This is a genomic window from Gardnerella sp. DNF01151, assembly GCF_049244235.1.
Classification (GTDB): domain Bacteria; phylum Actinomycetota; class Actinomycetes; order Actinomycetales; family Bifidobacteriaceae; genus Bifidobacterium; species Bifidobacterium swidsinskii.
In genome coordinates, this window is the sequence record NZ_CP058389.1 from 805490 (window position 1) to 829586 (window position 24097).

18 protein-coding genes, 1 tRNA gene and 1 riboswitch are annotated in these 24097 nt (G+C 39.9%); of the genes, 16 read left to right on the forward strand and 3 right to left on the reverse strand.

Translation table 11 applies throughout. The features are described 5' to 3' along the window. Positions 1-196: 196 nt before the first annotated feature. The 3 genes from HXT37_RS03390 to mfd all read left to right on the forward strand — a co-directional run bounded on the left by HXT37_RS03390 (position 197) and on the right by mfd (position 5586). On the forward strand, positions 197-1249 hold the full coding sequence (locus tag HXT37_RS03390; protein WP_004111395.1) for an ABC transporter substrate-binding protein: 1053 nt from the start codon (positions 197-199) through the stop codon (positions 1247-1249). A 139-nt stretch (positions 1250-1388) separates the two neighbouring features. Continuing rightward, on the forward strand, positions 1389-1988 hold the full coding sequence (gene pth, locus HXT37_RS03395; RefSeq protein ID WP_103013991.1) for an aminoacyl-tRNA hydrolase: 600 nt from the start codon (positions 1389-1391) through the stop codon (positions 1986-1988). Further along, on the forward strand, positions 1978-5586 hold the full coding sequence (gene mfd, locus HXT37_RS03400; protein ID WP_421779763.1) for a transcription-repair coupling factor: 3609 nt from the start codon (positions 1978-1980) through the stop codon (positions 5584-5586). The genes pth and mfd overlap by 11 nt, the downstream gene beginning before the upstream one ends. 37 nt (positions 5587-5623) lie before the next feature. Here mfd and HXT37_RS03405 read toward each other — a convergent pair whose 3' ends face one another. The 3 genes from HXT37_RS03405 to HXT37_RS03415 form a co-directional block, all read right to left on the reverse strand. After that, entirely contained in the window at positions 5624-6361 is a 738-nt protein-coding gene (locus HXT37_RS03405; RefSeq protein WP_012914090.1) for an ABC transporter ATP-binding protein, read from the reverse strand. Positions 6362-6518: 157 nt separating this feature from the next. Further along, on the reverse strand, positions 6519-7517 hold the full coding sequence (locus HXT37_RS03410) for an ABC transporter substrate-binding protein (RefSeq protein ID WP_033888757.1): 999 nt from the start codon (positions 7515-7517) through the stop codon (positions 6519-6521). Positions 7518-7684: 167 nt separating this feature from the next. Beyond that, complete coding sequence (locus tag HXT37_RS03415) at positions 7685-8500, reverse strand: ABC transporter permease (RefSeq protein ID WP_004111408.1); 816 nt, start codon at positions 8498-8500, stop codon at positions 7685-7687. Further along, a riboswitch (TPP riboswitch) is annotated at positions 8490-8614 on the reverse strand. It overlaps the preceding gene by 11 nt. 210 nt (positions 8615-8824) lie before the next feature. Here HXT37_RS03415 and eno point away from each other — a divergent pair. The 13 genes from eno (at position 8825) to HXT37_RS03480 (ending at position 24080) form a co-directional block, all read left to right on the forward strand. Next, a complete protein-coding gene (gene eno / locus HXT37_RS03420; RefSeq protein ID WP_004111411.1) occupies positions 8825-10120 on the forward strand; it encodes a phosphopyruvate hydratase in 1296 nt (431 codons plus the stop codon). Positions 10121-10314: 194 nt separating this feature from the next. Further along, positions 10315-11229 (forward strand): L-lactate dehydrogenase, encoded by a 915-nt coding sequence (locus tag HXT37_RS03425; RefSeq protein ID WP_033888758.1) that lies wholly within the window; start codon positions 10315-10317, stop codon positions 11227-11229. Between the two features lie 258 nt (positions 11230-11487). Next, on the forward strand, positions 11488-11988 hold the full coding sequence (gene folK / locus HXT37_RS03430) for a 2-amino-4-hydroxy-6-hydroxymethyldihydropteridine diphosphokinase (protein WP_004119382.1): 501 nt from the start codon (positions 11488-11490) through the stop codon (positions 11986-11988). 53 nt (positions 11989-12041) lie between these two features. Then, positions 12042-13181: a dihydropteroate synthase gene (folP, locus tag HXT37_RS03435; protein WP_288231115.1), complete on the forward strand. Its 1140-nt coding sequence runs from the start codon at positions 12042-12044 to the stop codon at positions 13179-13181. A 191-nt stretch (positions 13182-13372) separates the two neighbouring features. Further along, a complete protein-coding gene (locus tag HXT37_RS03440) occupies positions 13373-13846 on the forward strand; it encodes an FtsB family cell division protein (protein WP_076002800.1) in 474 nt (157 codons plus the stop codon). Positions 13847-13940: 94 nt separating this feature from the next. Continuing rightward, positions 13941-15617, forward strand: coding sequence for a DUF501 domain-containing protein (locus HXT37_RS03445; protein ID WP_421779787.1), 1677 nt, complete (start codon positions 13941-13943; stop codon positions 15615-15617). 42 nt (positions 15618-15659) lie between these two features. Then, positions 15660-15743, forward strand: a tRNA-Leu gene (locus HXT37_RS03450). A gap of 233 nt (positions 15744-15976) precedes the next feature. After that, positions 15977-17008: a cation diffusion facilitator family transporter gene (locus tag HXT37_RS03455; protein WP_421779766.1), complete on the forward strand. Its 1032-nt coding sequence runs from the start codon at positions 15977-15979 to the stop codon at positions 17006-17008. 112 nt (positions 17009-17120) lie between these two features. Next, positions 17121-18029 carry a TrmH family RNA methyltransferase gene (locus HXT37_RS03460; RefSeq protein ID WP_421779768.1) on the forward strand — a complete coding sequence of 303 codons (909 nt, stop codon included), beginning with the start codon at positions 17121-17123 and terminating at the stop codon, positions 18027-18029. A gap of 70 nt (positions 18030-18099) precedes the next feature. Then, positions 18100-19167 (forward strand): phenylalanine--tRNA ligase subunit alpha, encoded by a 1068-nt coding sequence (pheS, locus tag HXT37_RS03465; protein ID WP_041160572.1) that lies wholly within the window; start codon positions 18100-18102, stop codon positions 19165-19167. A gap of 5 nt (positions 19168-19172) precedes the next feature. After that, entirely contained in the window at positions 19173-21794 is a 2622-nt protein-coding gene (pheT, locus tag HXT37_RS03470) for a phenylalanine--tRNA ligase subunit beta (protein ID WP_421779770.1), read from the forward strand. Positions 21795-22050: 256 nt separating this feature from the next. Further along, positions 22051-22590: an arginine repressor gene (locus tag HXT37_RS03475; protein WP_032842537.1), complete on the forward strand. Its 540-nt coding sequence runs from the start codon at positions 22051-22053 to the stop codon at positions 22588-22590. 275 nt (positions 22591-22865) lie between these two features. Next, entirely contained in the window at positions 22866-24080 is a 1215-nt protein-coding gene (locus HXT37_RS03480; RefSeq protein ID WP_103014002.1) for an argininosuccinate synthase, read from the forward strand. Positions 24081-24097: the final 17 nt, after the last annotated feature.

The window sequence follows — 24097 nt, forward strand, 5'->3', positions numbered from 1 at the left end:
TAGTGTACATGATTTTTATTTGTCTCTTTAACCGTGCATAATCTAAATGTTTCGTGAGTCAATGTGTGGCAAACTGTAGCAGGTTGAATCTGCGCAGGGGCATTGAACGGCGCGAGCTAGGCCCTTTGTTACCGTTTTCTGCCGAGTTCGTGTCACTTTCCCAGAAGAACGGTACAAGAAACAAAGTAGGGAACTCATGAATATGCGTATTGTAAAGCGTACTCTTGCGTTTGTTCTTTCTGCGTGCTGCGTATTTTCTTTCTCGGCATGTGGATCTGCAAGTAGTAGTAAGAATGCAAATCTTCGTAAAGTGTCGTTTATGCTATTTTGGGCACCGGATACTAATCATATTGGTATTTATGTTGCTAAGCATAAAGGATGGTTTAAAGATGCTGGATTAGATGTCAATATACTTGCTGTTGCTCAGACTGGTTCGGAACACGCAGTTGATAGTGGTGTTGCTGATTTTGCTCTTAGTACTTTGACAAATGCTGCTGATTTTTCAACAAAGGGAGCAAATCTTGAGCAAGTTATGCAAGTTCAGCAAAAGCCAAGTGCTATTTGGTGTTCACTTGCTTCGAACAATAAAATTCATTCTCCAAAAGATTTTGATGGTCGTACTTTTGCAACTTTTGGTTCAGCTGAAGGTGATGCTGTAATTCGTAGGATGATTCAACACGATGGTGGTCAAGGTAAGTTCGACAAAGTGACTGTTGGAACTTCAACTTTTAGAACTCTTGAATCTGGCAAAGCTGATTTTGGTGGTTTCTACGGCACTTGGGAAGGTGTACAGTCTGAAATGTTTGGGCCAAAGCTTCGCTGCTTCATGGAGGGCGACTACGGTGTACCAGGTCAGCCAGATACTATTGGAATAATCGCAAATAAGCGTACTGTAGCTAAAGACCCTAAGCTTGTTCGAGCATTTGTTAAAGCTGCAAAGCGCGGATATGAGTATGCTTATGAACATCCTGATGAGGCTTCTGAAATTCTTGTGAAAGAAGCAAAAGATGCTAATCTCGACATAAAGTTTGTTCAGCGTAGCATGAAGATGATTGTTGACGGTCAATATTGGGGCAATCGCGCGGATATTAAGAGCGGAAAATTTGTGTTCGGAACCACTGATGTTAAAGGCGCTCAAGCTTACTTTAACTTCTTAAGTAAGGAAGGTGCTTACACTGATTCTAAAGGCAAAGTAACTCATAAAACTCCGCAAGCAAAAGAATTGTCTACTGACGAATTTTTGAAATAAATAACATAATGACTTGAGTCTTGATAGAATAGGCTGAAGTATATAAGGGCGTATCGAGTAGTTGTGATTTTACGTTCAGCTACAATCGATGCGCCCGTTTTGTTGTTTTGCTAAATATTTGAATGGGGAGTGGTCTGCCATGGCATCGGATTTTTGGCTTATTGCTGGCTTGGGAAATCCTGGTACAAAATATGAGGGTACTCGACACAACATGGGTTTTATGGTTGCAGACGTTTTGGCACAACGTTGGTCAGTATCTCTTTCAGATCACAAAGGTTTAGCTAAACTTGGCAAAGGTGTTATGAATCTTGATGGTCGCGTAGCAAAGTTTTTCCTTGCTAAACCGTTGACTTTTATGAATGATTCTGGTGCTGCAGTATCTTCTATAAGCTCCTATTATCAAATAGAACCAGATCATATTGTGATAATTCATGATGATATGGATTTAGATTTTGGGCGTATTAAAGTAAAAGCAGGAGGCTCTGCGGGAGGACATAACGGTATTCGTTCTATCGATCGCTCTCTTGGTACTCCTCAATATTCTCGAGTGAGAATGGGTGTTGGTCATGCGCAGCGTGGTGCTCACGCGCACGATAATACAGTCAATTGGGTTCTTGGAGGTTTTGCTGCAGCTCAAAAATCCGATCTTCCAAACTTTTTAGCAGATGGTGCTGATGCTGCAGAAAGTATTATTTTCCATGGATTAGTAGCAACGCAGGAGAAGTTTAATGGCCGCTGATAGCAGGTCTAATATCAAAAATAACAAGAATGATAAGACTGATGATATTTCAGTAATAAGCTTGAGAGATATTCTTAATGATTTATCAACTAAGGACTCACTTTTTAAAGCTTTATCTGAATATGATCTTGATGCGATATCTGATTATTGTTGCGAAAGTGCAAATAAAAATCGTAAAGATTTAGATTCAATAAGTGAAGATTTAACAATTTCTTCTCCTATTGGAATTCGTTCTGCTATTGTTGCTGCATTAGCTAAGAAAAAGCCAGTTGTTGTTATTGTTCCATCGAGTAGAGATGCTGAAGATTTTATTGCGTCTGTGCGTGATTGGTACGATGGTGATGCTCAAGACGTTGCTAAATTAGAAGCGTGGGAAACGTTACCTCATGAAAGGCTTTCGCCTAGGGCAGATACTGTTGCTAGCAGGATTGCAGTGTTTCGTAGGCTTTGCCATCCTGAAAATAACACATCACTTTTTGGTCCGATTCGCGTGTTGGTTATGCCTGTGCGATCGCTTATTCAGCCTATAGTTGAAGGCATTGGTGATATAGATCCTCTGTTATTTGAGTGCGGAAAAGAATTAACTCTTGAATATGCTGTGAAACGTTTGGTAGAAAACGCATATACTCGTGTTGATTTGGTTATGGAACGCGGAGAGTTTGCTGTTCGCGGTGGAATTATTGACGTTTTTGCGCCAACGATGACACATCCTGTGAGAATTGAATTTTTTGGTGATGAAATTGATACTATAAAGCAATTTCATGCTTCTGATCAGCGCACTTATGGCAATAATATTGCAAGTATTTGGGCTACGCCTTGTCGTGAGCTTCAGATTACAGAAAAAATTTGCAAGCGTGCGCGTTCTCTTATTGGCTCAATTCCAAATGCTGACGATATGCTTGAATCAATCGCAAATTCTATACCTGTAGAAGGTATGGAGTCTTTGTTGCCTGCACTAGTTGATCGCATGGAATCAGTGCAAAATATGCTTCCAAAGGAATCTGTTATTATTCTATCTGATCCCGAAAAATGCCGTAGAGCTGCAGATGATGTAACTGCTACAGCTAACGAATTCTTAGCAGCTAGTTGGCATGTTGCTGCTTCTGGTCACGGTTCTGGAGCTCCAATAACATTCGATCAAGCTAATTTCTTGGATTTTGATGAAACGATTTCATCGTTAGAATTGTCTAATCATGACGTATGGAAATTAACATCTTTTGGTGTTGACAATCAAATTTATGGAAATATTACTTTGCCAGCATCGGCGCCACAAGAGTTTCGAGGAGATGAATCGAAAGTTTCTGGCGGCATCACTTCTCTTGTTGACAATGGTTTTGCTGTAACTATTACTGCAGCTGCTTCTGGTACTCTTGCACGCTTGAGGCGCGCTATATATGCGACTGGTGTACATGAATTTACTACAGTGCGCTCAAGTATTTCGGATGGCTTCATTGATAATGTTGCGCGTATCGCGATTCTTACAGAGCGTGATCTGACAGGTAAATCTTCTGCATCAGCTCAACTAAAAACTCCAAAACGCAGGCGCAAAGCAATCGACCTAATGGAACTAAAGCCTGGTGATTTCGTTGTGCACGAGCAGCATGGTATTGGACGTTTTGTTGGCATGAAACAACGTAATATTGCTGTTTCGGGTGGCAGTGCAACTCGCGAATATTTAGTCATTGAATATGCTCCTAGCAAACGTAACGCTCCTAACGATAAGCTTTTTATTCCAACTGATCAGCTTGATTTAGTGAGTAAATATATAGGTGCAGAAATACCAAAGCTTAACAAGCTCGGAGGTTCCGACTGGGCTCAAACTAAAGCAAAGGCTAAAAAGCATGTTCATGAAATTGCTGAAAATCTTATTAAACTTTATTCAGCACGGCAGCAATCTCGCGGATTTGCATTTAGTAAAGATACTCCTTGGCAAAAAGAGTTGGAAGACGCATTTCCTTATCAAGAAACTGCTGATCAGCTTACAACTATTGATGAAGTAAAAGCAGATATGGAAAACCCAATCCCAATGGATCGCTTAATTTGTGGAGATGTTGGTTTTGGTAAAACTGAAATTGCGTTACGTGCAGCTTTTAAAGCTGTGCAGGATTCCAAGCAAGTTGTTGTTTTAGTTCCAACGACCTTGCTTGTTCAGCAGCATTACGAGACTTTTACAAATCGCTTTGAAGGATTCCCTGTAAAAGTTGCTGCAATGAGTAGATTCCAAACTTCTAAAGAGATTGAAGAAACTTTAGCTGGATTGCAAGATGGAAGCATTGACGTTGTTATTGGAACGCATAAGCTTTTGAATCCTAGTATAAAGTTCAAAGATTTAGGTTTGGTTATTATTGACGAAGAGCAGCGTTTTGGTGTGGAACATAAGGAAACGCTTAAAGCTTTGCGCACAAACGTTGACGTATTAAGTCTTTCGGCAACGCCAATTCCTAGAACTCTTGAAATGGCTGTAACTGGGATTCGTGAAATGTCTACTCTTGCAACTCCTCCAGAAGATAGGCTTCCAGTGCTTACATACGTTGGTGCGTATGATAATTCTCAAGTTGCTGCATGCATTAAGCGTGAATTGTTGCGTGGGGGTCAGGTTTTTTACGTCCATAATCGCGTTGAAGATATTAGTTCTGTTGCAAGTAAGATTCAGGAGCTTGTGCCAGATGTTCGTGTTGCTATTGCTCATGGAAAAATGGGTGAGAAGCAGCTCGATGCTGTTATTCGTGATTTTTGGCATAGAGATATTGATGTGCTTGTTTGTACAACGATTATTGAAACAGGTCTTGATATTTCTAATGCGAATACACTTATTGTCGATCACGCAGATAGATTCGGTTTAAGCCAGTTGCATCAGCTTCGTGGTCGAGTAGGTAGAGGTCATGAGCGTGCTTACGCTTACTTTTTGTATGATCCGTCTAAGCCTATGACACAACAATCTCACGATAGGCTCTCAACAATTGCTCAGCATACTGCGCTTGGTTCTGGTTTTGATGTTGCGATGAAAGATTTGGAATTGCGCGGAACTGGAAATTTGCTTGGAGATGAGCAAAGTGGACACATTGAGGGTGTTGGATTTGATTTGTATGTTCGTATGGTTTCTGAAGCTGTTGAAAAATATAAGGAACCTGAAAGAGTTGAGCCTGTTTGCGTAACTATTGATCTTCCTGTTGAAGCTTCTCTTCCAGTTGATTATATTGCCTCTGACAAGCTTCGTTTGGAAGCGTACAGGAAGCTTGCTGCTGCTAAGGATAATAGTGATTTGCAAGAACTTCACGATGAGCTTCTTGATCGCTTTGGTAATCCACCTGAAGAGTTTGAGTCTTTGTGTGATGTTGCTCGTTTGCGTTTTAAAGCACGCGAGATTGGTATTACGCAAATCAGCTCTCAAGGAAAATCAGTGCGAGTTGTTGGCATCGATCCAAAAGAGTCTGTGATGATGCGTTTGAAGCGTATTTATAAAGGATTGCAGTATCGTCCTCTTACTCATATGCTTATTGTTCCAGCTCCTTTTGAATCTTCACTCGGGTCTGGTTCAATGAGTGAATCAGATATTCTTAAGTGGTCTAAGCAATTACTTGAAGACTTAGCGTGGTGATTTGTAATATCTGTTGCAATATAAGTGTTAAAAATATTTATTGCAATGCCATGCGTAGTTCGTCTTCTATTTCAACGTGATTATTTGGACGCTTTTGTGCATCAAGTTGGCTTCGATCAATATTCCAGTTTTTCTCAATAATTCCGTCTTTGATCATAAGAATTCTGTCAGAAAGTCTTACTGCTTCGGAAATATCGTGCGTGACCATTATCGTGGTCCAGCCATGTTTTTGCCTTAGATTATCAAGCAAATCTTGCATGTCTAAACGAGTTAAAGCGTCTAATGCTCCGAAAGGCTCGTCTAAAAGTAGTAATTCAGGATTATGAACTAAAGCTCTAGCTAATGAGACTCGTTGGGCTTGACCACCTGAAAGTTCTGATGGCCATTTCGAACCATAATTATTAAGTTGCATATCGTTAAGAGCTTTTTCTGCAATAGATTTTAGTTCTGATTTGTTTCCTTGCATGCCGAAAACTACGTTCTTACTTACTGTTAGCCATGGTATTAATCTTGCATCTTGGAAACCTATTGCTTGATGTTGTGTGACGTTTATTGTTCCAGAATCAGGTTTGATTAATCCTGAAATAACTTTAAGAAGAGTGGTTTTTCCGCATCCTGAGCGTCCTATTAGAGATACGAATTCGCCTTTTTTAATATTTAGATTTATATCTCGTAATATTTTAGCGTTATTTTTAAAAGTCACGCCAATATGTTCTAGAGTAACGCAGTAAGAGTTATCTTTAGTCTCATAGTTTTCTTCTATTTGAGTGTTCATATTTACTCCTACTGCGTTGCTTTAAATCATGTTTATATAATCTTGTTATATAACTTTGTTTTAATTTTGATTAATCAGTTATATATTATTTTATTTTGATATTTAATTTTGTTTTTTATGAATATGTGTTTTATGGATAAATGATAAATGAATTAATTTACTTTGCGCAATCCATTACAGAATCTTTCAAATTCTTTGGAGCTTGCTTAATTAAACCATATTTCACGTATTCTTTAGCCTGAGTTTCCATCATTTTCAAACCTTTTTCATCGATTGGACGAATAGTTGGATTGTCAAACTTTTCAATTTGCTTAATAATAGTTTCGCTTGCTCCGAGCTGCTTGTATGCGTTTCCAATAACATTGTTTTCTTTATGAGACTTTTCTGCTTCGCGAACAAGAGCCTTGTACATCTTCTTAACAAGATCTGGATGCTTTTTGGCAAAGCTCTTAGAAACAATGTGAATAGTAACGTTCATATTGCCGTACTTTTTAGCATTTACAAGCAATTTTGCGCCTGGAGTTGTCATTGCTGCAGCAAGATTCTGATCGAATGAGGAAATTGCGTCAATCTGTCCAGAAGTAAATGCTGCCTGGAAGTTCTTAGGGCTCATCTCAACTTTGTTAACTTTAGAAACGTCTAAACCGCTTTTATCAAATGCGCGGTGAAGCATGTAATCGCCAGTGTCGCCGTTGTGAATAATAGCAACTTTCTTACCATATAAGTCTTTTAGTGTTTTCACTCCGCTTTTTGCGGATGCAACGATTCCTTGAGAATCACCATTGTAATATTCGAGCGCAAAAGCTACCCATGGCTGTCCTTCAGCAATCAAATCAATGAAGCGTCCAGTTCCAGTAGTTGTAGCATCTGCATTTCCGCTCATCACAGCAGTAAGACCGTCAACTGGAGTGTAAGGACCAGTGTAAGTTACTTTAGATTTTCCAAATTCTTCTTGAAGGAATTTCTCATTTTTCAAAGTAGTTAGATAATTTGCTGTAGAAAGATAAGCAACTCTCATAGTTCCAGCATCTTCTTTTGAAGAAGCGTTTGATGATTTTTGTGAGCTTCCGCAAGCTGCAAGAGATACAGTTGCACAAGCAGCGCAGATTAACGCAATAATGCTCTTTTTAGAAAATCGCATTTTTAAATTGGCCATGATATACAGCTCCTTTTGTTTGTTGTTTTGTTTGTTGTTTTGTTTATCTGTTGTTTGTTTGGTTGTTATTGTTTGGTTGTTGAATCTAAATATTGACTAATTCTTAAAAAGCAATTTAATGCATTTTAAAAAGTAGTTAACTTTAGAAAAATGTTGATATTACTAGATTATTGGCGTGATTTTTTATTTAATCTGCGTTCAGGTATAAGAAGATACTCTAATATGTTTGCAGTAAGCTCAGATCCAAGACCTGCAATTGCGTACATAATAACGCATGCCATCATTTGATCTGGTCTAAAGAATTCTTGTGCTCTTGAAAGAATGTATCCAATTCCAATAGAAGAATTAACTGTTTCGCAAGTCACTAATGCAACCCATGCTACAGATATTGCAAATCGCAAACCTGTCATAAAACTTGGAAGTGTGCCGCGAAGCAAAATAGATATAAAAATAGTAGATTTTTTAACGTGATAAACCTGCGCTAATTCAAGAAGTTTTGAATCAATATTACGAACTCCGTCGCGAATATTAACGTACATAGGTCCAAAAACACCGACAGCTATAAGTGCTATTTTCATCGTTTCATCTATTCCGAGGAAAATTATTAATATTGGAGCTAAAGCCGGGAATGGGATTGACCTCAACATGTGGCTTGGTTTATCAACTACAATATTGCCAAGCTTACTGCCTCCTGCAAGTATTCCTGCTGGAACAGCAAAAATAATTCCTAACAAAAGTCCTAAAAGAACTCGTAAAATACTTATTCCTAAGGATTTTAATAATATGCCTTCGTTGTTTAAATCAATAAAAGCTTGTATTACTTCATATGGGGATGGCAAAGAACGGTCTTCGGTTGGAGAAAGAGTTGTGAAAAACCACAAAACCAAAATGAGGATAGTTGAAATCCACACTTTACATGAAGATACCGCTTTAAATGCAATCTTCAATATGTTCTTCGCTTTATTAGGCGAACTGTAAGTCATGCGACAATCCCTTCGATAGTTTTAGCTATATCAGGTTCAACGAGTGTATTCTCAGCGCAACACTATATGTATTGTTGTTTGGCACGATGTAGTTGCGCACCCCGTGTCTGAGGTCATTATCACTTAAGGGTATGGACAAGTATATTTTAAATCGATATTTATAAACAATATTGCTTAAAAATATACAATTGGCTCATATGACTCGAGTTGAATCAAAATATTGTGAACGTTCACGGCATAAATACGCTGGTATTCAATATAACGTCCATAAAACGCACTAATCTTAAAAGAGTCATCACAACCCATAGGTATAAAGGAGTAGTTGTGGCAGCTATTGAAAGCGTATATGCACGCGAAATTTTGGATTCTCGTGGAAATCCTACTGTTCAGGTTTATTTGGAGACCGAAGATGGCGCTCAGGGTATTGGTTTAGTGCCTTCTGGTGCTTCTACTGGTGAGGCTGAAGCTTGGGAACGTCGCGATGGCGACAAGTCCCGTTATCAAGGCAAGGGCACGTTGGAAGCTGTTAAGGCTGTCAACGAGGTAATTGCACCTAAGGTTATTGGCATGGATGCCACCGATCAGCGCGCTCTTGATGAGACGATGATTGAGCTTGATGGCACGCCAAACAAGGGCAAGCTTGGTGCTAACGCAATTCTCGGCGTTTCCCTCGCTGCTCTCTACGCTGCTGCTGAATCCGCTCAGCTTCCGTTGTACCGCTACATTGGCGGCACCAATGGTCACATTCTTCCAGTTCCAAACATGAACATCATGAACGGTGGTGCTCACGCTGATTTCGCAACCGATATTCAGGAGTACATGATTTCTCCTTACGGTTTCGCAACCTACAGCGATGCTTTGCGCGCTGGTGTTGAGGTTTATCACACCTTGAAGAATGTTTTGAAGAAGGAAGGCTTGGCTACTGGTCTTGGCGACGAAGGTGGCTTCGCTCCAAAGATGAAGTCCAATGAGGATTCCTTGAAGTACATCATGGATGCAATTGCAGCCGCTGGCTACGAGCCAGGCAAGCAGATTGGTATTTCTCTTGACGTTGCTTCTTCTGAGTTCTACAACAAGGAAACTGGTAAGTATCGTTTCGATGGCGAAGAGCGCGAATCTGCTTACATGCTTGATTACTACGAGAAGCTCATCAACGAGTATCCAATCGTTTCCATTGAAGATCCATTCCAGGAAGAAGGATGGGATGATTGGGCAGAAATCACCAAGCGTCTTGGTGATCGCTTGCAGTTCGTTGGCGATGACTTGCTCGTCACCAATCCAAAGCGTTTGGCTAAGGGTATTGAGCTTGGTGCAGCTAACTCCTTGCTCGTGAAGTTGAACCAGATTGGTTCCGTTACCGAAACCCTCGACGCTATTGAGCTTGCAACTAAGAACGGCTTCACTTCTATGGTTTCCCATCGTTCTGGCGAGACTCCAGATACCACCATTTCTGATCTTGCTGTTGCTAAGAACACTGGCCAAATCAAGACTGGTGCTCCTGCTCGTGGCGAGCGTATTGCTAAGTACAACCGCTTGCTTGAGATTGAGGAAGAGCTTGGTTCTACCGCTCAGTATGCTGGTTACAGCGCATTCAAGGCTTGCAAGAAGTATATGAAGTAACTTTTAGTTTTAAGTAACTTAGTGGCTTCTTGAGTCTTTGAGTTTTAACGGTCAGTCGTGTTTATGGCTGACCGTTTTTCGTATATTTTAGCGATTTTTTGAAAAAATATATAAATTTTTCTAACATTACTTTTATTCTCATCAAAATAGTGCTATTTTTTATGGAAAACTAAAAACGGAAGGAGATGTTTCATATGAGAAAAGTCGCAGTTATAGGCATGGGAAACGTTGGTGCAGCAGTAGCGCATCAACTTGTTGTTGGCGGTCACGCTGATGATTTGTACCTTTATGATACAAACGAGGCAAAGGTGAATGCCGACGCATTGGATTTTGAAGATTCAATGGATAATGTGCCTTTTAACGTTAATATTACGGTTAATGATTATGAAGCATTAAAAGACGTAGAGGTAATCGTAAGCGCCTTGGGTCACATAAAGCTTTTGGACGTTCCTCATCCAGATCGTTTTGCAGAGCTTAAGTATAATCGTAAGGAAGTTGCAGAAGTTGGTGCAAAGATTAAGGCTTCTGGATTCCACGGTGTTTTAATCGACATAACAAATCCTTGCGACGCTATTTGCCAGCTTTACAAGGAAGCTACTGGTCTTCCTTACGAAAAGATTATTGGAACTGGCACTTTGCTTGATTCTGCGCGCTTGCATCGTGCAGTAGGCAAGTTCTTTGGCGTGCATCCAAAGGCTGTTAAGGGATATAGCTTAGGAGAGCACGGTGATTCGCAATTCGTTGCGTGGTCTACTGTTAAAGTCTTTGAGCAGCCTATAACAGAGCTTATTAAAGAAAAGAACATGAATTTAGACGCTATTGATGAGGAAACTCGTGAAGGCGGTTTTACTGTGTTCTACGGAAAGAAGTACACAAACTACGGTATTGCTGCTGCTGCAGTTCGTTTAGTGGATGCAGTTCTTTCGGATTCTAAAGAGCAAATGCCTGTTTCAAACTATCGCGAAGAATACCATTCTTATCTTTCTTACCCAGCAATTGTTGGTAGAGAAGGAATTGTTAAACAATGCCAGCTTGATTTGACTCAAGAAGAGTTGCAAAAATTGCAACATTCTGCAGATACAATTTTGAGTAAAGCTCAAGCAGAATAGATAAGTCAAAAAATAAAATAACTAAAAAATACTACTTTTGAATCTAAAATATTTTACAGATTTTAGATAAAAGCGTATTGGAAAATGTCGTTGTAGGTTTGATTGCTCTTCAAGAGTATTGAATTTACAGCGACATTTTTGTTATAAAAATTTTTGATATTAGATTATTTATTGTTTGAATTCATAAAGTTGGCTAGTCCTAACTGTTCATGATATATACTTTTAACTATAAATTGAATTATTTTTTTTGGGGGAAATATGATTTCTAGTGCATACATAAGTGTTGGAAGTAATATAGGTGATAGATTACTTAATTTGCGTCAAGCTGTTTCGCTATTGAAGCAAAATTCGCATATAAGCAATATTATCGTTTCTTCAGTGTATGAAACTGAACCAGTTGGTGACGTAGTGCAAGACAGTTTTTATAACATTGCTTTACGCTTGGACACTGATTTAACAGCTTTTGAATTGCTTGATTTTATTCATGATATTGAACAGCGTCTTCACAGAAAGCGCATAGTTCGTTGGGGTCCTCGAACAATCGATTTAGATATTATTGATTTTGGTGGTCAAACTATAAAAAGTGAAAATCTTACGATTCCGCACAAAGAAAGAGATAATCGCAGATTCGTATTAGTTCCTTTGCTTGAAATAAGCGCAGACGATGCTAATTATCATGAGCTTATCCAAGATAAGCTTAATAAAACTAGCGACACTAATTGGATTAATATTATTGAAAGTAGCGAAGTTTTTAATTAGTTTGGAATATAAATTTAGTTTTAAATATGAGGTTTTAGAAAGAAAGAATACAAATGCGAATTATTGAAAGTAATTTGGAGAATGTATCTTCTAAAAATATTGCAGATATAGCGTTACTGCAGGATCTTTGCGTAAATCAAAAAATTTTATGCACGTGGGAAAATATTAGTGAAAACGATTTAAACAAAGTAGCTGATTTTCTCGATCATTTTGATACAGCTATCAAAGTTTCCGAGTCTTCTATTGACTTTATTTTGCCGCTTATTGCTCTTAAACCTTTTATGCAAGAGTGCGAAAAAGCATGGTACGAAGATCAAGAATTACTTGCAAGTTTGCGCTCGCTATTAAAGCAAAAAGCAATTGTGTGGAATGCAGGGCGATTCTGCTTTGATACACTTGACAAGCCGATAGTTTACGCGATTTTGAATATTACTCCTGACTCATTCTATGATGGTGGCAAGTACCAAAGTGAAGACGAGGTAAATAGCCATATTAAAGAAATAGTTGAAGCTGGTGCTGCTGTTATAGAAGTAGGCGGTCAAACTACAAAACCTGGCGGTTATTTAGAAATTACTCCAGAAGAGGAAATAAGGCGCGTTATACCTGCTATTAAGTATATTCACAAAAATTATCCTCAAATTGCTGTAGCAGTAGACACTTACAAGTTACCTGTAATGGAAGCTGCAATTGAAGCTGGCGTAGATATTATAAATGATGTTCGTGCGTTTGATTCTCCAGAAAAAGTAAAGCTTATGGCAGATTCTAACGTTGGATTAGTAACAATGCATAGCAATAGAGATACAGAATATGACAATTTAACAAAGGTTATGTGTCAATTCTTTAGTGATAATTTAAAAATGCTTGTTGATGGAGGAGTTGACTTAAATAGGATTATTCTTGATCAAGGAATTGGCTATGCAAAGGTTGCTGATGGTGAACAAGATTATGCAATGATGCGCAATATTAATCAATTGCATCGTTTTGGTCGACCAATACTGGTTGCGATTTCTAGAAAAGGCTTTGGTAAGAAGCTTTTTAATTTAGATAAAGAAGATCGTTTGCCTGTCACTTTAGTTGCAGAAACAGCGATGTTTATGGCTGGTGGACGTGTAATACGTGCTCATGATATTGCAGAAACAAAGCAATTAGTTGAAATGATCGATGTTATTAATAGAAATTACTGGTTTAAGTAGAAAAATTTGAATATTTTTTTTGCAGTTTTGTTCGTCAGTTTTTTTAATTTTAATAACGAATAAATGTGAGTTACTGTAAATGTAGCGTGACTGTAAATGTGGCACAACAGCATTTTGCATCTAAAAGCGCGTAAGATATTAGCGGAATGTATGATGTTTTCACGTCGAATACATCAAGTAATTTAGAGAGTATGGTTATGAAAAAGCGTCGTAAAACAGCATTAGGTGAAGATGTAGCACCATTGCAACAGCGTCGACTACTTTCAGGACCGCTCGTGTTTTTATTTATGGTTTTTGTAGTTACCGTTAGTTCAATTGAATGCATTTCAACAGTTAGAAATTATGCGTTAAGCTTGTCTGAGCTTCATGCACTTCAGCGTGAAGAAAGTGATTTACGTGAACAAAAACGTACGTTGGATAATAATATTGACCGATGGAAAGACAAAGCATACGTTACCGCTCAAGCTAGAGATCGTCTCGGCTTTATTTTTCCCGGTGAGCAGGCTGTTCGCGTAGAGCATCCTGAAGCAGTAACTGGAAAAGTTCCGAATGAATTTGCTCAAGAAAATAGCGAAACTAAGACTCATTCAGTCTTGCCTTGGTATAGTGACTTAATGTATGCAATACATAAAGCAGACAAACCAGATACTGTGCCATCCTTATAACATATAAACTGATAAAGTAAAAGATTATTTATTTGTAAAACAGCTTTAACAGGAGTAGAAACGCATGGCTAGCAGCCAAGAAAGTTCAGATAAAATGCAGAACAGTAATAAGAAATATATTCCAGAAGAAGCTGTGAAACGTTTATTTACTACACCTGCAAGTGATGCTGAGCGTACAATTGTTGAAAAGCAACTTGGAAGATTCCCTAGAGGAATGGTAGCTGTTGGTGCGCGTTGCGTTTGTGGTAGACCTCTTGCTGTTATTACTAGACCATGTTTAGAAGATGGCACACCATTCCCAACTACATGCTACCTTACCTGTCCTGAAGCTGTAAAAGCGGTGTCTCGCGTAGAAGCAGACGGTATTATGCGAGAATATAACGAGCTATTGCAATCGGACGAAGATCTGAAGAAACAATATGAGCGTGCGCATAAGTATTATTTGGAATTCCGTCATGAATTAGCTGTGTCTTTGGGGGATAGTGAAGAGCATATTAGTCAGATGAGCGCTGGTGGAATGCCAGTTCGTGCTAAATGCTTGCATGCTTTGCTTGCGCAAACATTGGTAATGGGCAAAGGTGTAAATCCTATTGGTGATATGGTGTTAGAGCGCATTAAAGATGAGTTTGATCCTAGCGTGTGCCGCTGTACTACTCCGTGGAGCGATGATGCATATGCTACTGAAACGGAAGTTGTTGTGGAAGACGAAACGGTTGCAAAAGATAAAACTGCAGAGGGCGAAGCTGTGAAAAGTGACACGACTACTTGTGCAGAAAAAACAGTACAGGTTGCCGCAATTGACTGTGGTACGAATTCTATTCGACTAAAAATTGCGCAAGTTTCTGAGCATGGAATGAAAGATATTGTGCCTCGTATGCTTCGCGTCGTTAGACTAGGTCAGGGAATTGACGAAACTCATCGTTTCGCAGATGACGCTTTGGAACGAGTGAGGGAGGCTGCGCACGAATTTGCGCAAGTTTTGAAAGAACATCCAGTTGATGCGATTCGTTTTGTGGCAACTTCAGCTACACGAGATGCTGAAAATCGTGAGATTTTTGAACAAATGATGATTGATGAGCTTGGTGTTCGTCCTGAAGTTATTAGTGGTACTGAAGAGGCAGCTCTTAGCTTCCTTGGTGCAACAAGCGTTGTGTCTCGCGATGAGTTGCAGCCACCGTATCTCGTAGTTGATTTAGGTGGAGGTTCTACTGAGTTAGTGCTTGGAGGGGATGGGGACTGCTTGCCAACGCACAAGGTTTCTGCGGCGTACTCCATGAATGTTGGTTCCGTTAGAATGACGGAAAGGCATTTGCATACTGATCCTCCTACTGAAGAGGAAATTCAAGCTGCGATTGAAGATATTGACAAGCATATTGATGATGCTTTCAAAGTTGTCCCTGCAGGGCGAGCTCGTACTATTATTGGCGTTTCTGGAACTGTGACAACTATGGCTGCTTTGACTATGGGATTACAGCATTATGATCATACTGCTGTCGATGGTGTGCGTATTGGGTTAGAGCAGGCTTATGCTGTTAATAATCGATTTTTGCGTATGCCTAGGGACTGCAGGCGCACGTATGCGACGATTCACCCAGGGCGTGTGGATGTTGTCGGCGGTGGAGCAGTGATTTGGAGCCGTGTGTTGGAGAGATTAGCAAAAGCTGCGTATGAGGATCACGGTGGGGTTTTGGATACGTTTGTTGCAAGTGAGCATGGTTTGCTTGACGGAATTACGATTGATTTGGGAAGAAAGTTACTCGCCACACGCTGAGCTTGTTCTTTGCTTAGATATATGGCATAATAAGTGATTGCTGCCTCTGTGGCGGAATTGGCATACGCATCAGACTTAAAATCTGACGCCCTTACGGGCTTGTGGGTCCGAGTCCCACCGGAGGCACAAACAAAGCGCTGCACAGTTTTTAGCTGTGTGGCGCTTTTGCTTTTCTGTTGGTTTTACCTATAACTCATAATGCATGCATGTTGACAGCTTGTGATTACATAGTCATAGACAAAGTAATTGATAATAGTGAACCCCGGCTTAGGCTGGGGTTCATTACGTATAAGGCAAAATGCGAATGATATTGAGAAACAATATCGTCCAAATATTTTAATATTTTAGGAGACTGGAAAGTGCATAATCATAACGATGTAATTCGAACTAGTGACACTGATTCACACTCAAGCAGTGCGAATGCAAATGCCAACTCTTTCGATACTAATTACAACAATGCCAACGCAGCTTCCCAAGCAGAAGCAATTCACGCAAGTCATGCGCATCAGCATCGTTTGCTTCTTACGCTTTCTCTTACTGCAATTGTGTTTTTTGCTGAGGTAATTGGTTCTTTCATAACCAATTCTTTGTCGCTGCTTATAGACGCAGGTCATATGCTTACAGACATTTCCGTTCTTGCAGCTTCAACAGTTACTGCAATTCTTATGCGTCGTCGTCCAAATAGTAAGCGCACGTGGGGTTGGGCGCGTCTTGAAGTTATTACAGCTGCTGCGGGAGCTCTTATTTTACTGCTTGTAGGAGTGTATGCTCTTGTTGAAGCTGGAATGCGTCTTTTTGGTAGTGGTCATCAAGGCATTCACGATGTAAATCAGCTGCTATTCTTTGGTATACTTGGTTTAGCTGCGAATTTAGGTTCTCTTGTAATTCTTATGTCTCAATCGCAAGACAATATGAATATGCGTGCTGCTTTTCTTGAGGTTATGAACGATGCTCTTGGATCTGTTGCAGTTGTAGTCTCAGCTATTGTAATGATGAGTACAGGTTGGGCAGGTTTTGATGCTTTAGCTGGCGGTATTATTGCGCTTCTTATGATTCCTCGTGCGTTAAAGCTTCTTAAGAATGCTGTTAAGGTTCTTCTTGAGCAGACTCCTGAAGGTCTTGATTTAAACAAAGTTCGTGAACATCTAGAGCATGTTCCTCATGTTCTTGCAGTTCATGATTTGCACGCTAGTACTGTCTCTACTGGTATGCCGATTTTTATGGCACATGTTGTTGTGGATCCTAATATGACAATGTCTCAATGCTCTCAGGTGCTTTCCCAGCTTCAGGACTGCTTGCGCGAGCATTTTCCTGTTTCTGTGTCTCACACTACTTTCCAGCTTGAGCCTAAGGGTTATACCACTTCTAGTGCTTCAGAGCATCATGAATAGAGTTTATAAGGTTTTGCTTATAAGTCTTGTTGCAAAGAACGTGACAAGTTTGCATAAATACGTGAATGCGTATTTCCTGTGTCGTAATTGTTTTTGAAGTAAAGTTATATTTATGCCGTTAAAAGAACTAATTGATAATACTCACAGTGAGCGCGTGCGCAGACTCGTTTCTTTAGGTCGCGCAAAGTCGCATGATTTGCAGCGTTTTTTAGTTGAAGGTCCGCAAAGTGTGCGCGAAGCTGTACGTTATGTAACAGATTCGTTATGTGATATTTATGTTACTAAAGATGCTTGTGAAGGTAATGAAAAGGAAAGTTCACAATTTTCTTCTTTGCGGGAAATAGTTAAAGAAGCTTTATCCCGATCTTGTTATGTTCATCCTGTTGAGTCGAATATTATGCAAAAAATTAGTGCTGATTCACAGGGAATTGTTGCGGTTGCTAATTCGAAATCTTTGGACGATATTTATTTTAGTGAGTTTAAAAATTTACAGCAATCAGCACAAGTAAAAGTAAAAAACGATTTTAAGCCTCTTCGTATTGCAGCTTGCTGGCAGGTAAGAGATCCTGGCAACGCTGGTGCTATTATTCGTGTTGCAGATGTTGCTGGATGCGATGCTGTTGTTTTTGTTGATGATTGCGTAAGTCGTTGGAATGCTAAGCTTGTGCGTTCGACTGCTGGCTCACTATTTCATCTTCCTGTAGTGCAATTAAGCGTTCAAGACTGGTTCGAATGCGCTGCAAAAGCAAATATTCGAGTTATTGCAGCTGATATTTACGGAACTGACAAGATTAAACCTGTGCCATTTCCAAAAATTTTAGTCAATTCCGAGGTTATTAGCAGTTCTTTGGCTATTTTATTTGGTAATGAAGCTAGAGGCTTACCTAAAGAAGTATTACAGCAGGTTGACGATATTTCAATAATTCCAATATATGGAAAAGCGGAATCAATGAACCTTGCAACAAGTGCAGCAGTAATGCTTATGGGCTTGGCTATGTCGAGTCATGAGCGAAAAATATAGCTTTGGGCAATATTTTGCAATAGCGTATATAAACAATGAATATACGTATAACACAGATAGGAAAGGTGCTGTGACCGATAATAAGCCATTCGATATTAAAGCTGTAAGTAAAGCAGTAAAAGAAGGTATTGCTAGCGTTACAGCTGCTCAAACTATGGAAGAGCTGAAGGCTGTTAAAACTAAGTATGCTGGCGCGCAGTCAGTGATGACTGTTGCAAGTAAAGCAATTGGTTCTTTGCTTGCGGATCAAAAGAAGGAAGTTGGCAAGGTGATGTCAACTTTGCGAGCTGATTTTGGTCGAGCTTTTGCAGAAGCTACAGAGCGAATTAAAGCTGTTGAAGAGGCTAACATGCTTTCTGCAGAAACTGTAGATATGACTCTTCCAATTAATCGTAAGCCTTTAGGTGCTCGTCATCCTATTGCTCGTATTATTGAGGATTTTGAAGACTTCTTTGTGTCTATGGGTTGGCAGATTTCTGCAGGTCCAGAAGTTGAAACTGAATGGTTTGATTTCGATGCATTGAACTTTGGTCCGGATCATCCTGCGCGTCAAATGCAAGATACTTTCTACGTTCAGGGTAATCAAGCCAAGGATGCTGCAGGCTTTGTCGGTTCAAATATGGTTTTGCGCACGCAAACTTCTTCTGATCAAGTACGTGCGTTAATTGAGCGTGGAGTTCCTCTGTATATTGCTTCTCCTGGTAGAGTGTTCCGCACTGATGAACTGGATGCAACGCATACTCCAGTTTTCCATCAATGTGAAGCTTTGGCTGTAGATAAGCATTTAACAATGGCTGATTTAAAGGGTGTTCTCGATCGTTTAGCTGTTGCGATGTTTGGTCCAGATGCAAAGAGCCGCTTGCGACCAAGCTACTTCCCATTTACTGAGCCTAGTGCTGAGCTGGATCTTTGGTTCCCAGATAAAAAGGGCGGTCCAGGCTGGATTGAATGGGGCGGTTGCGGAATGGTTAACCCTAATGTGTTGAAGTCTGCAGGTTTAGATCCACAAGTGTATACCGGTTTTGCTTTTGGTGTCGGCTTGGAGAGGACTCTGCTTCTTCGTCACGATATTAACGATATGCATGATTTGGTTGAAGGCGATAAGCGCTTCAGTGAACAGTTTGTAATGGGGGAGTAAAACTCATGCCAATGGTAGATATTGACTGGCTCAAAGATCATGTTGAAGTGCCAGAAGGTTTAACTTACGAACAGCTTGCTAAAGATTTAGTTCGTGTTGGTTTAGAGGAAGAAGAAATTCATACTTCTCAAGTTACCGGTCCAATTGTTGTCGGTTACGTAGTTGATGCAACTCCTGAACCGCAGAAAAATGGCAAAACTATTAATTGGTGCCATGTTGATGTTGGAGATAAATACAACGATGTTGACGAGAACGGCAAGAAAGTTCCTCGTGGCATTGTTTGCGGTGCTCCTAATATGGCTGCTGGTGAAAAGGTTGTTGTAACTCTTCCTGGTGCTGTTCTGCCTGGAGATTTTAAGATTGAGCCGCGTAAGACTTACGGTCATATTTCTGACGGTATGTGTGCTTCAGAGCGTGAGCTTGGTTTGGGAGATAGCCACAATGGCATTATTTTGTTGCGTGAATATGGCTTCTCTAAGGCTGAATACGATGAGTTGAAGTCTGGCGACGACGTAATGGAGTTGTTGCATCTTAATAAGCCGATTTTGGAGATTAACATAACACCTGATCGTGGATATGCTTTCTCTTATCGTGGTGTTGCTCGCGAATATCATCATTCAACTGGTGCTGTTTATACGGATCCTGTTTCAAAGTTGAATGAGCAGGTATCGCAAATTAATGATGAAGGTCACAAGACTTCAGATATTGACGTGAGTATTGAAGATACTAATCCAATTCATGGTGTACCTGGTTGTGATCGATATTATGCGCGTGCTGTACACGGTTTTGACTCCACTTGTGCAAGCCCACGTTGGATGCAGCGTCGTTTAACGCGTGCAGGTATGCGCAGTATCTCTCTTGCTGTTGATATCACTAATTATGTCATGCTTGATTTGGGTCAACCTCTTCATGCTTATGATTTAGACAAAATTGAAGGTCCAATTGTAGTTCGTCGTGCACATGAGGGCGAACATCTTACGACTTTGGATGGCAAAGATCATGAATTGCATGTTGAGGATTTAGTTATTTGCGATTCTCCTCGTGGAAACCATGGTTCACGCGTGCTTGGCTTGGCAGGTGTTATGGGCGGCATGTATGGCGAAGTTACGAGTGAAACGAAAAATATTTTGATTGAGGCAGCTCACTTTGATCCCGTTTCAATTGCTCGTACTGCTCGTCGTCATAAGATTCCTTCTGAGGCTTCTCGTCGTTTTGAGCGTGGCGTTGATACTCAATTGCAGCCAGCAGCTGCACAAATGGCTGCAAATCTTTTGGAACAGTTTGGTGGAGCTAAGTCATCTACATCGCCGTGTGATGTCAATAATACTCAGTCGCGAAATGTGATTGTGTTTAAAGCTAATGAAGTGCAGCGAGTTGCCGGTTTGGATGTTGATTTGAATCGCATTAGCGATATTCTTACCGATATTGGTTGCTCTGTTGCTGGTGGTGGAAATGGATCCTTCTCCGTTCTTCCTCCAACTTGGCGTCCTGATTTGAATGAGCCTTGCGATCTAGTAGAGGAAATTGCTCGACTTGTTGGATATGATGAGATTCCTGTTAAGGTTCCTGCTGTTCCTGTTACTGGTCGAACTGGCTTAACTGCGCAACAGCAAACTAGACGAGCTATTGCTTATGAGTTAGCGGAAACTGGTTTTGTTGAATCTTTAAGCTATCCATTTGTTGGTGAGGAAGATATTAAAGCTTTCCGTCAAAATGTGGATGAAGTTGCTGAAGTAAGTGTTCGTATTGCTAATCCTTTAGCTGGAGACAGGCCTTGGCTTCGTCGTTCTGTTTTGATGACTTTGGCTGGTACTGTTCGACGCAATCTTCATCGTGGTTTAACAGATATTTCCATGTATGAGCTTGGTCATGTGTACTTTAGCGATCCAAATGCTCCTGCAATTCCTGCATTACCTGGTTCTGTTAGACCTTCTAATGCTGAGCTTGCTGCGTTGGATGCTGGATTACCGGAACAACCTTTGCATGTTGCTGCTTTGCTAACTGGTCATGCTGAAGAAACTGGTTGGCTTGGTACTCATAGAGATGTTGATTGGAGCGATGCTGTTGAAGCACTCCAGCGAGTTGGTAAGAGAATTGGTGTTAAGTTCATTCTCGAACAGTTTAAAGCTCAAGATGCTCCATCTTCTTGGCATCCTGGTCGTAGTGCTCAAGTTTGTGTTCTTGCTGAAGATGGTTCAAGCGTCAATCTCGGTGTTGTTGGCGAATTGCATCCACATGTTTGTGAAGCATTAGATTTACCTAAGCATTCTGCAGCATTCGAGCTTGATTTAACTGAATTGTTTAAGAATATGCTTATGAAGCCTGTTCAAGCTAAACCAATTTCGACTTTCCCTCCTGTAAAGCAAGATTTCGCTTTCACTGCACCAATTGAGTTGAAAGCGAATGAATTGCAGTCTGCTATTGAAAAGTCTGCTGGAGATTTGCTTGAATCTGTTGAGTTGTTCGATGTGTATGAGGGTGAGCAGCTTGGAGAAGGCTTGCGTTCTCTTGCTTATTCCGTAACGTTCCGAGCAAATGATAGAACACTTTCTGGCGAAGAGATGGAAGAAGTTCGTAAGAAGATTACGGATGCTGCTGAAGTCTTGCACGCAACTTTGCGAGTGTAAAACATAATATATTTTAGTTAATGCGATTGTGCATACGTTCTAATAATAGTATGCATAATCGCATTTATTGTATTATTAACTCTTTTTCTTTTTATGTAAAGTAACATCTATTTTTTAAATAAAATATAGCATTTTCATGCATAATAGATATGTGTGACGAAGAACACACAAATAATTTTTTATGCATGTAGATATGTATACACATATTCGTATATATTTAATTGAAAATATGTTTATGAAAGGTTTTGATAAAACTATGATGAATCCAGAAACGGATGCAGAATCAAATAACGAAGTGTCAATAAAACAGCAACGTCCTGCAACAAAAGCAGCGCGTTTAAACGCTATTGAACAAGCGTTACTGGCAGAAGTGATTACTTCTCAATCTCAACTCGCTAAAGTGTTGGCGCGTCATGGTTTTAATGTTACTCAAGCTACTTTGAGCCGAGATTTAGATGAGTTAAATGCTGTTAAAATTCGATTAACGGATGGCAGGATTGCGTATGTGCTTGGCGATGGTACTGGCAATCGTCATGCTATGGATACTGTGCGAATTGATCAGCAAGTTGCTCGCACTTTAGCGGGTCTTGTCACTGAAGTTGGGCATGCAAATAATATTGTTGTTATTCATACTCCATCTGGTGCAGCACAGTACGTTGCAAGTGTTATAGATCGTCAGCCTTTGAAAGGTATTTTAGGATCAGTTGCTGGAGATGATACAGTTATTATGGTTTGCGTTTCAAATGAAGAAGCTGAAAATCGAGCAAATTGGATGCTTTCAGTAGCTTCTCGTTAAACAATTTATTAAAAAATATTGTGGCTATTTAATTAAATATTGTATTAAAAAAATAATTTTGCAGTAACGAAAAGATTTATACGCGTGCAGTGCATTGTTGAGCTGCGCGCGTTTTTATATGTATAACTATAATTGATATATTTTTTATATTTTATAATAACTCTTCGAAGATGGTAAAAATATAATAATTTTTTGGCGCATCTGTTGATTTTATTTTAGATGTATAATATGCTCTTTATTGTTTATTTATTCAATACATGACCTGGGAGGTCACAATGACTAATAAAAAACGTATTGTCTTGGCGTATTCAGGTGGTCTCGATACTTCGGTAGCAATTCCATACCTTAAAGAGCAAACAGGTCAAGACGTTGTAGCTGTGTCGCTAAACGTTGGTCAAGGCGGTGAAGCGCTTGAAGTAATTAAGAATCGTGCTTTGGCTTGTGGTGCAGTTGAAGCATATGTTGTCGATGCTCGCGAAGAATTCGCAGATAACTATTGCATGCTTGCATTAAAAGCTAACGCAATGTATGAAGACGTGTATCCATTGGTTTCTGCTCTTTCTAGGCCTTTGATTACTCGCCACTTAGTGAATGCAGCTCATCAATTTGATGCAGACACAATTGCGCATGGTTGCACCGGCAAAGGAAACGATCAGGTTCGTTTTGAAGTTGCAATCCAATCTTTGGATCCAGAATTAAAAGCTATTAGCCCAATTCGAGACTTGTCACTTACTCGTGATGTTGAAATAGAATTCGCTAACGAGCACAAGCTTCCAATTGAACAAAGCAAGAAAAGCCCATATTCGATTGACCAAAACGTGTGGGGTCGTGCAATTGAAACCGGTTTCCTAGAAGATCCATGGAATGCTCCGACTGAAGAGTGCTATTCTTATACGCAAAATCCTCTTGAATCTCAAGAACCGGATGAAGTTACAATTACTTTTGAAAAAGGTATTCCAGTCGCAATTGACGGTCATAGCGTAACGCCTTTGCAAGCAATTGAAGAAATGAATGCAAGAGCTGGAGCGCAAGGAATTGGACGAATCGATATTATTGAAGATCGTCTTGTAGGAATTAAATCTCGTGAATTGTACGAAGTTCCAGGTGCTCAAGCTTTAATTGTTGCACACCAAGAGCTTGAAAATTGCTGCCTGGAGCGTGAGCAGCATAGGTTAAAGCGTGCTCTTGATAAAAAGTGGGCTGAATTTGTCTATGATGGTCAGTGGTTCTCTCCAGTTGTGCGTTCTCTTAACGCATTTATTAATGAAACTCAAGAGCATGTTTCTGGAGAGATTCGAATGACTATGTATGCTGGCAAAGCTGTAGTTACTGGACGTCGTTCTGAGGAATCATTGTATGACTTTAATTTAGCAACGTATGATTCTTCAGATACATTTGATCAGCGTGCTTCCAATGGATTCATTGAAATCTACGGATTGTCTAGCAAGGTTGCAGCAGCAAGAGATATGCGCGTTGCAGACAACAACTAATACGATATATATAAAAA

What these genes read in the sequence shown, in the direction of transcription:
- pheT (WP_421779770.1), top strand. Translation starts at nt 19,173, where the DNA reads ATGCCAATGGTAGATATTGACTGGCTCAAAGATCATGTTGAAGTGCCA.
- HXT37_RS03440 (WP_076002800.1), top strand. Translation starts at nt 13,373, where the DNA reads ATGGTTATGAAAAAGCGTCGTAAAACAGCATTAGGTGAAGATGTAGCA.
- folP (WP_288231115.1), top strand. Translation starts at nt 12,042, where the DNA reads ATGCGAATTATTGAAAGTAATTTGGAGAATGTATCTTCTAAAAATATT.
- HXT37_RS03415 (WP_004111408.1), bottom strand. Translation starts at nt 8,500, where the DNA reads ATGACTTACAGTTCGCCTAATAAAGCGAAGAACATATTGAAGATTGCA.
- HXT37_RS03475 (WP_032842537.1), top strand. Translation starts at nt 22,051, where the DNA reads ATGATGAATCCAGAAACGGATGCAGAATCAAATAACGAAGTGTCAATA.
- HXT37_RS03390 (WP_004111395.1), top strand. Translation starts at nt 197, where the DNA reads ATGAATATGCGTATTGTAAAGCGTACTCTTGCGTTTGTTCTTTCTGCG.
- HXT37_RS03405 (WP_012914090.1), bottom strand. Translation starts at nt 6,361, where the DNA reads ATGAACACTCAAATAGAAGAAAACTATGAGACTAAAGATAACTCTTAC.
- folK (WP_004119382.1), top strand. Translation starts at nt 11,488, where the DNA reads ATGATTTCTAGTGCATACATAAGTGTTGGAAGTAATATAGGTGATAGA.
- HXT37_RS03480 (WP_103014002.1), top strand. Translation starts at nt 22,866, where the DNA reads ATGACTAATAAAAAACGTATTGTCTTGGCGTATTCAGGTGGTCTCGAT.
- pth (WP_103013991.1), top strand. Translation starts at nt 1,389, where the DNA reads ATGGCATCGGATTTTTGGCTTATTGCTGGCTTGGGAAATCCTGGTACA.
- HXT37_RS03445 (WP_421779787.1), top strand. Translation starts at nt 13,941, where the DNA reads ATGCAGAACAGTAATAAGAAATATATTCCAGAAGAAGCTGTGAAACGT.
- mfd (WP_421779763.1), top strand. Translation starts at nt 1,978, where the DNA reads ATGGCCGCTGATAGCAGGTCTAATATCAAAAATAACAAGAATGATAAG.
- HXT37_RS03460 (WP_421779768.1), top strand. Translation starts at nt 17,121, where the DNA reads ATGCCGTTAAAAGAACTAATTGATAATACTCACAGTGAGCGCGTGCGC.
- HXT37_RS03410 (WP_033888757.1), bottom strand. Translation starts at nt 7,517, where the DNA reads ATGGCCAATTTAAAAATGCGATTTTCTAAAAAGAGCATTATTGCGTTA.
- HXT37_RS03425 (WP_033888758.1), top strand. Translation starts at nt 10,315, where the DNA reads ATGAGAAAAGTCGCAGTTATAGGCATGGGAAACGTTGGTGCAGCAGTA.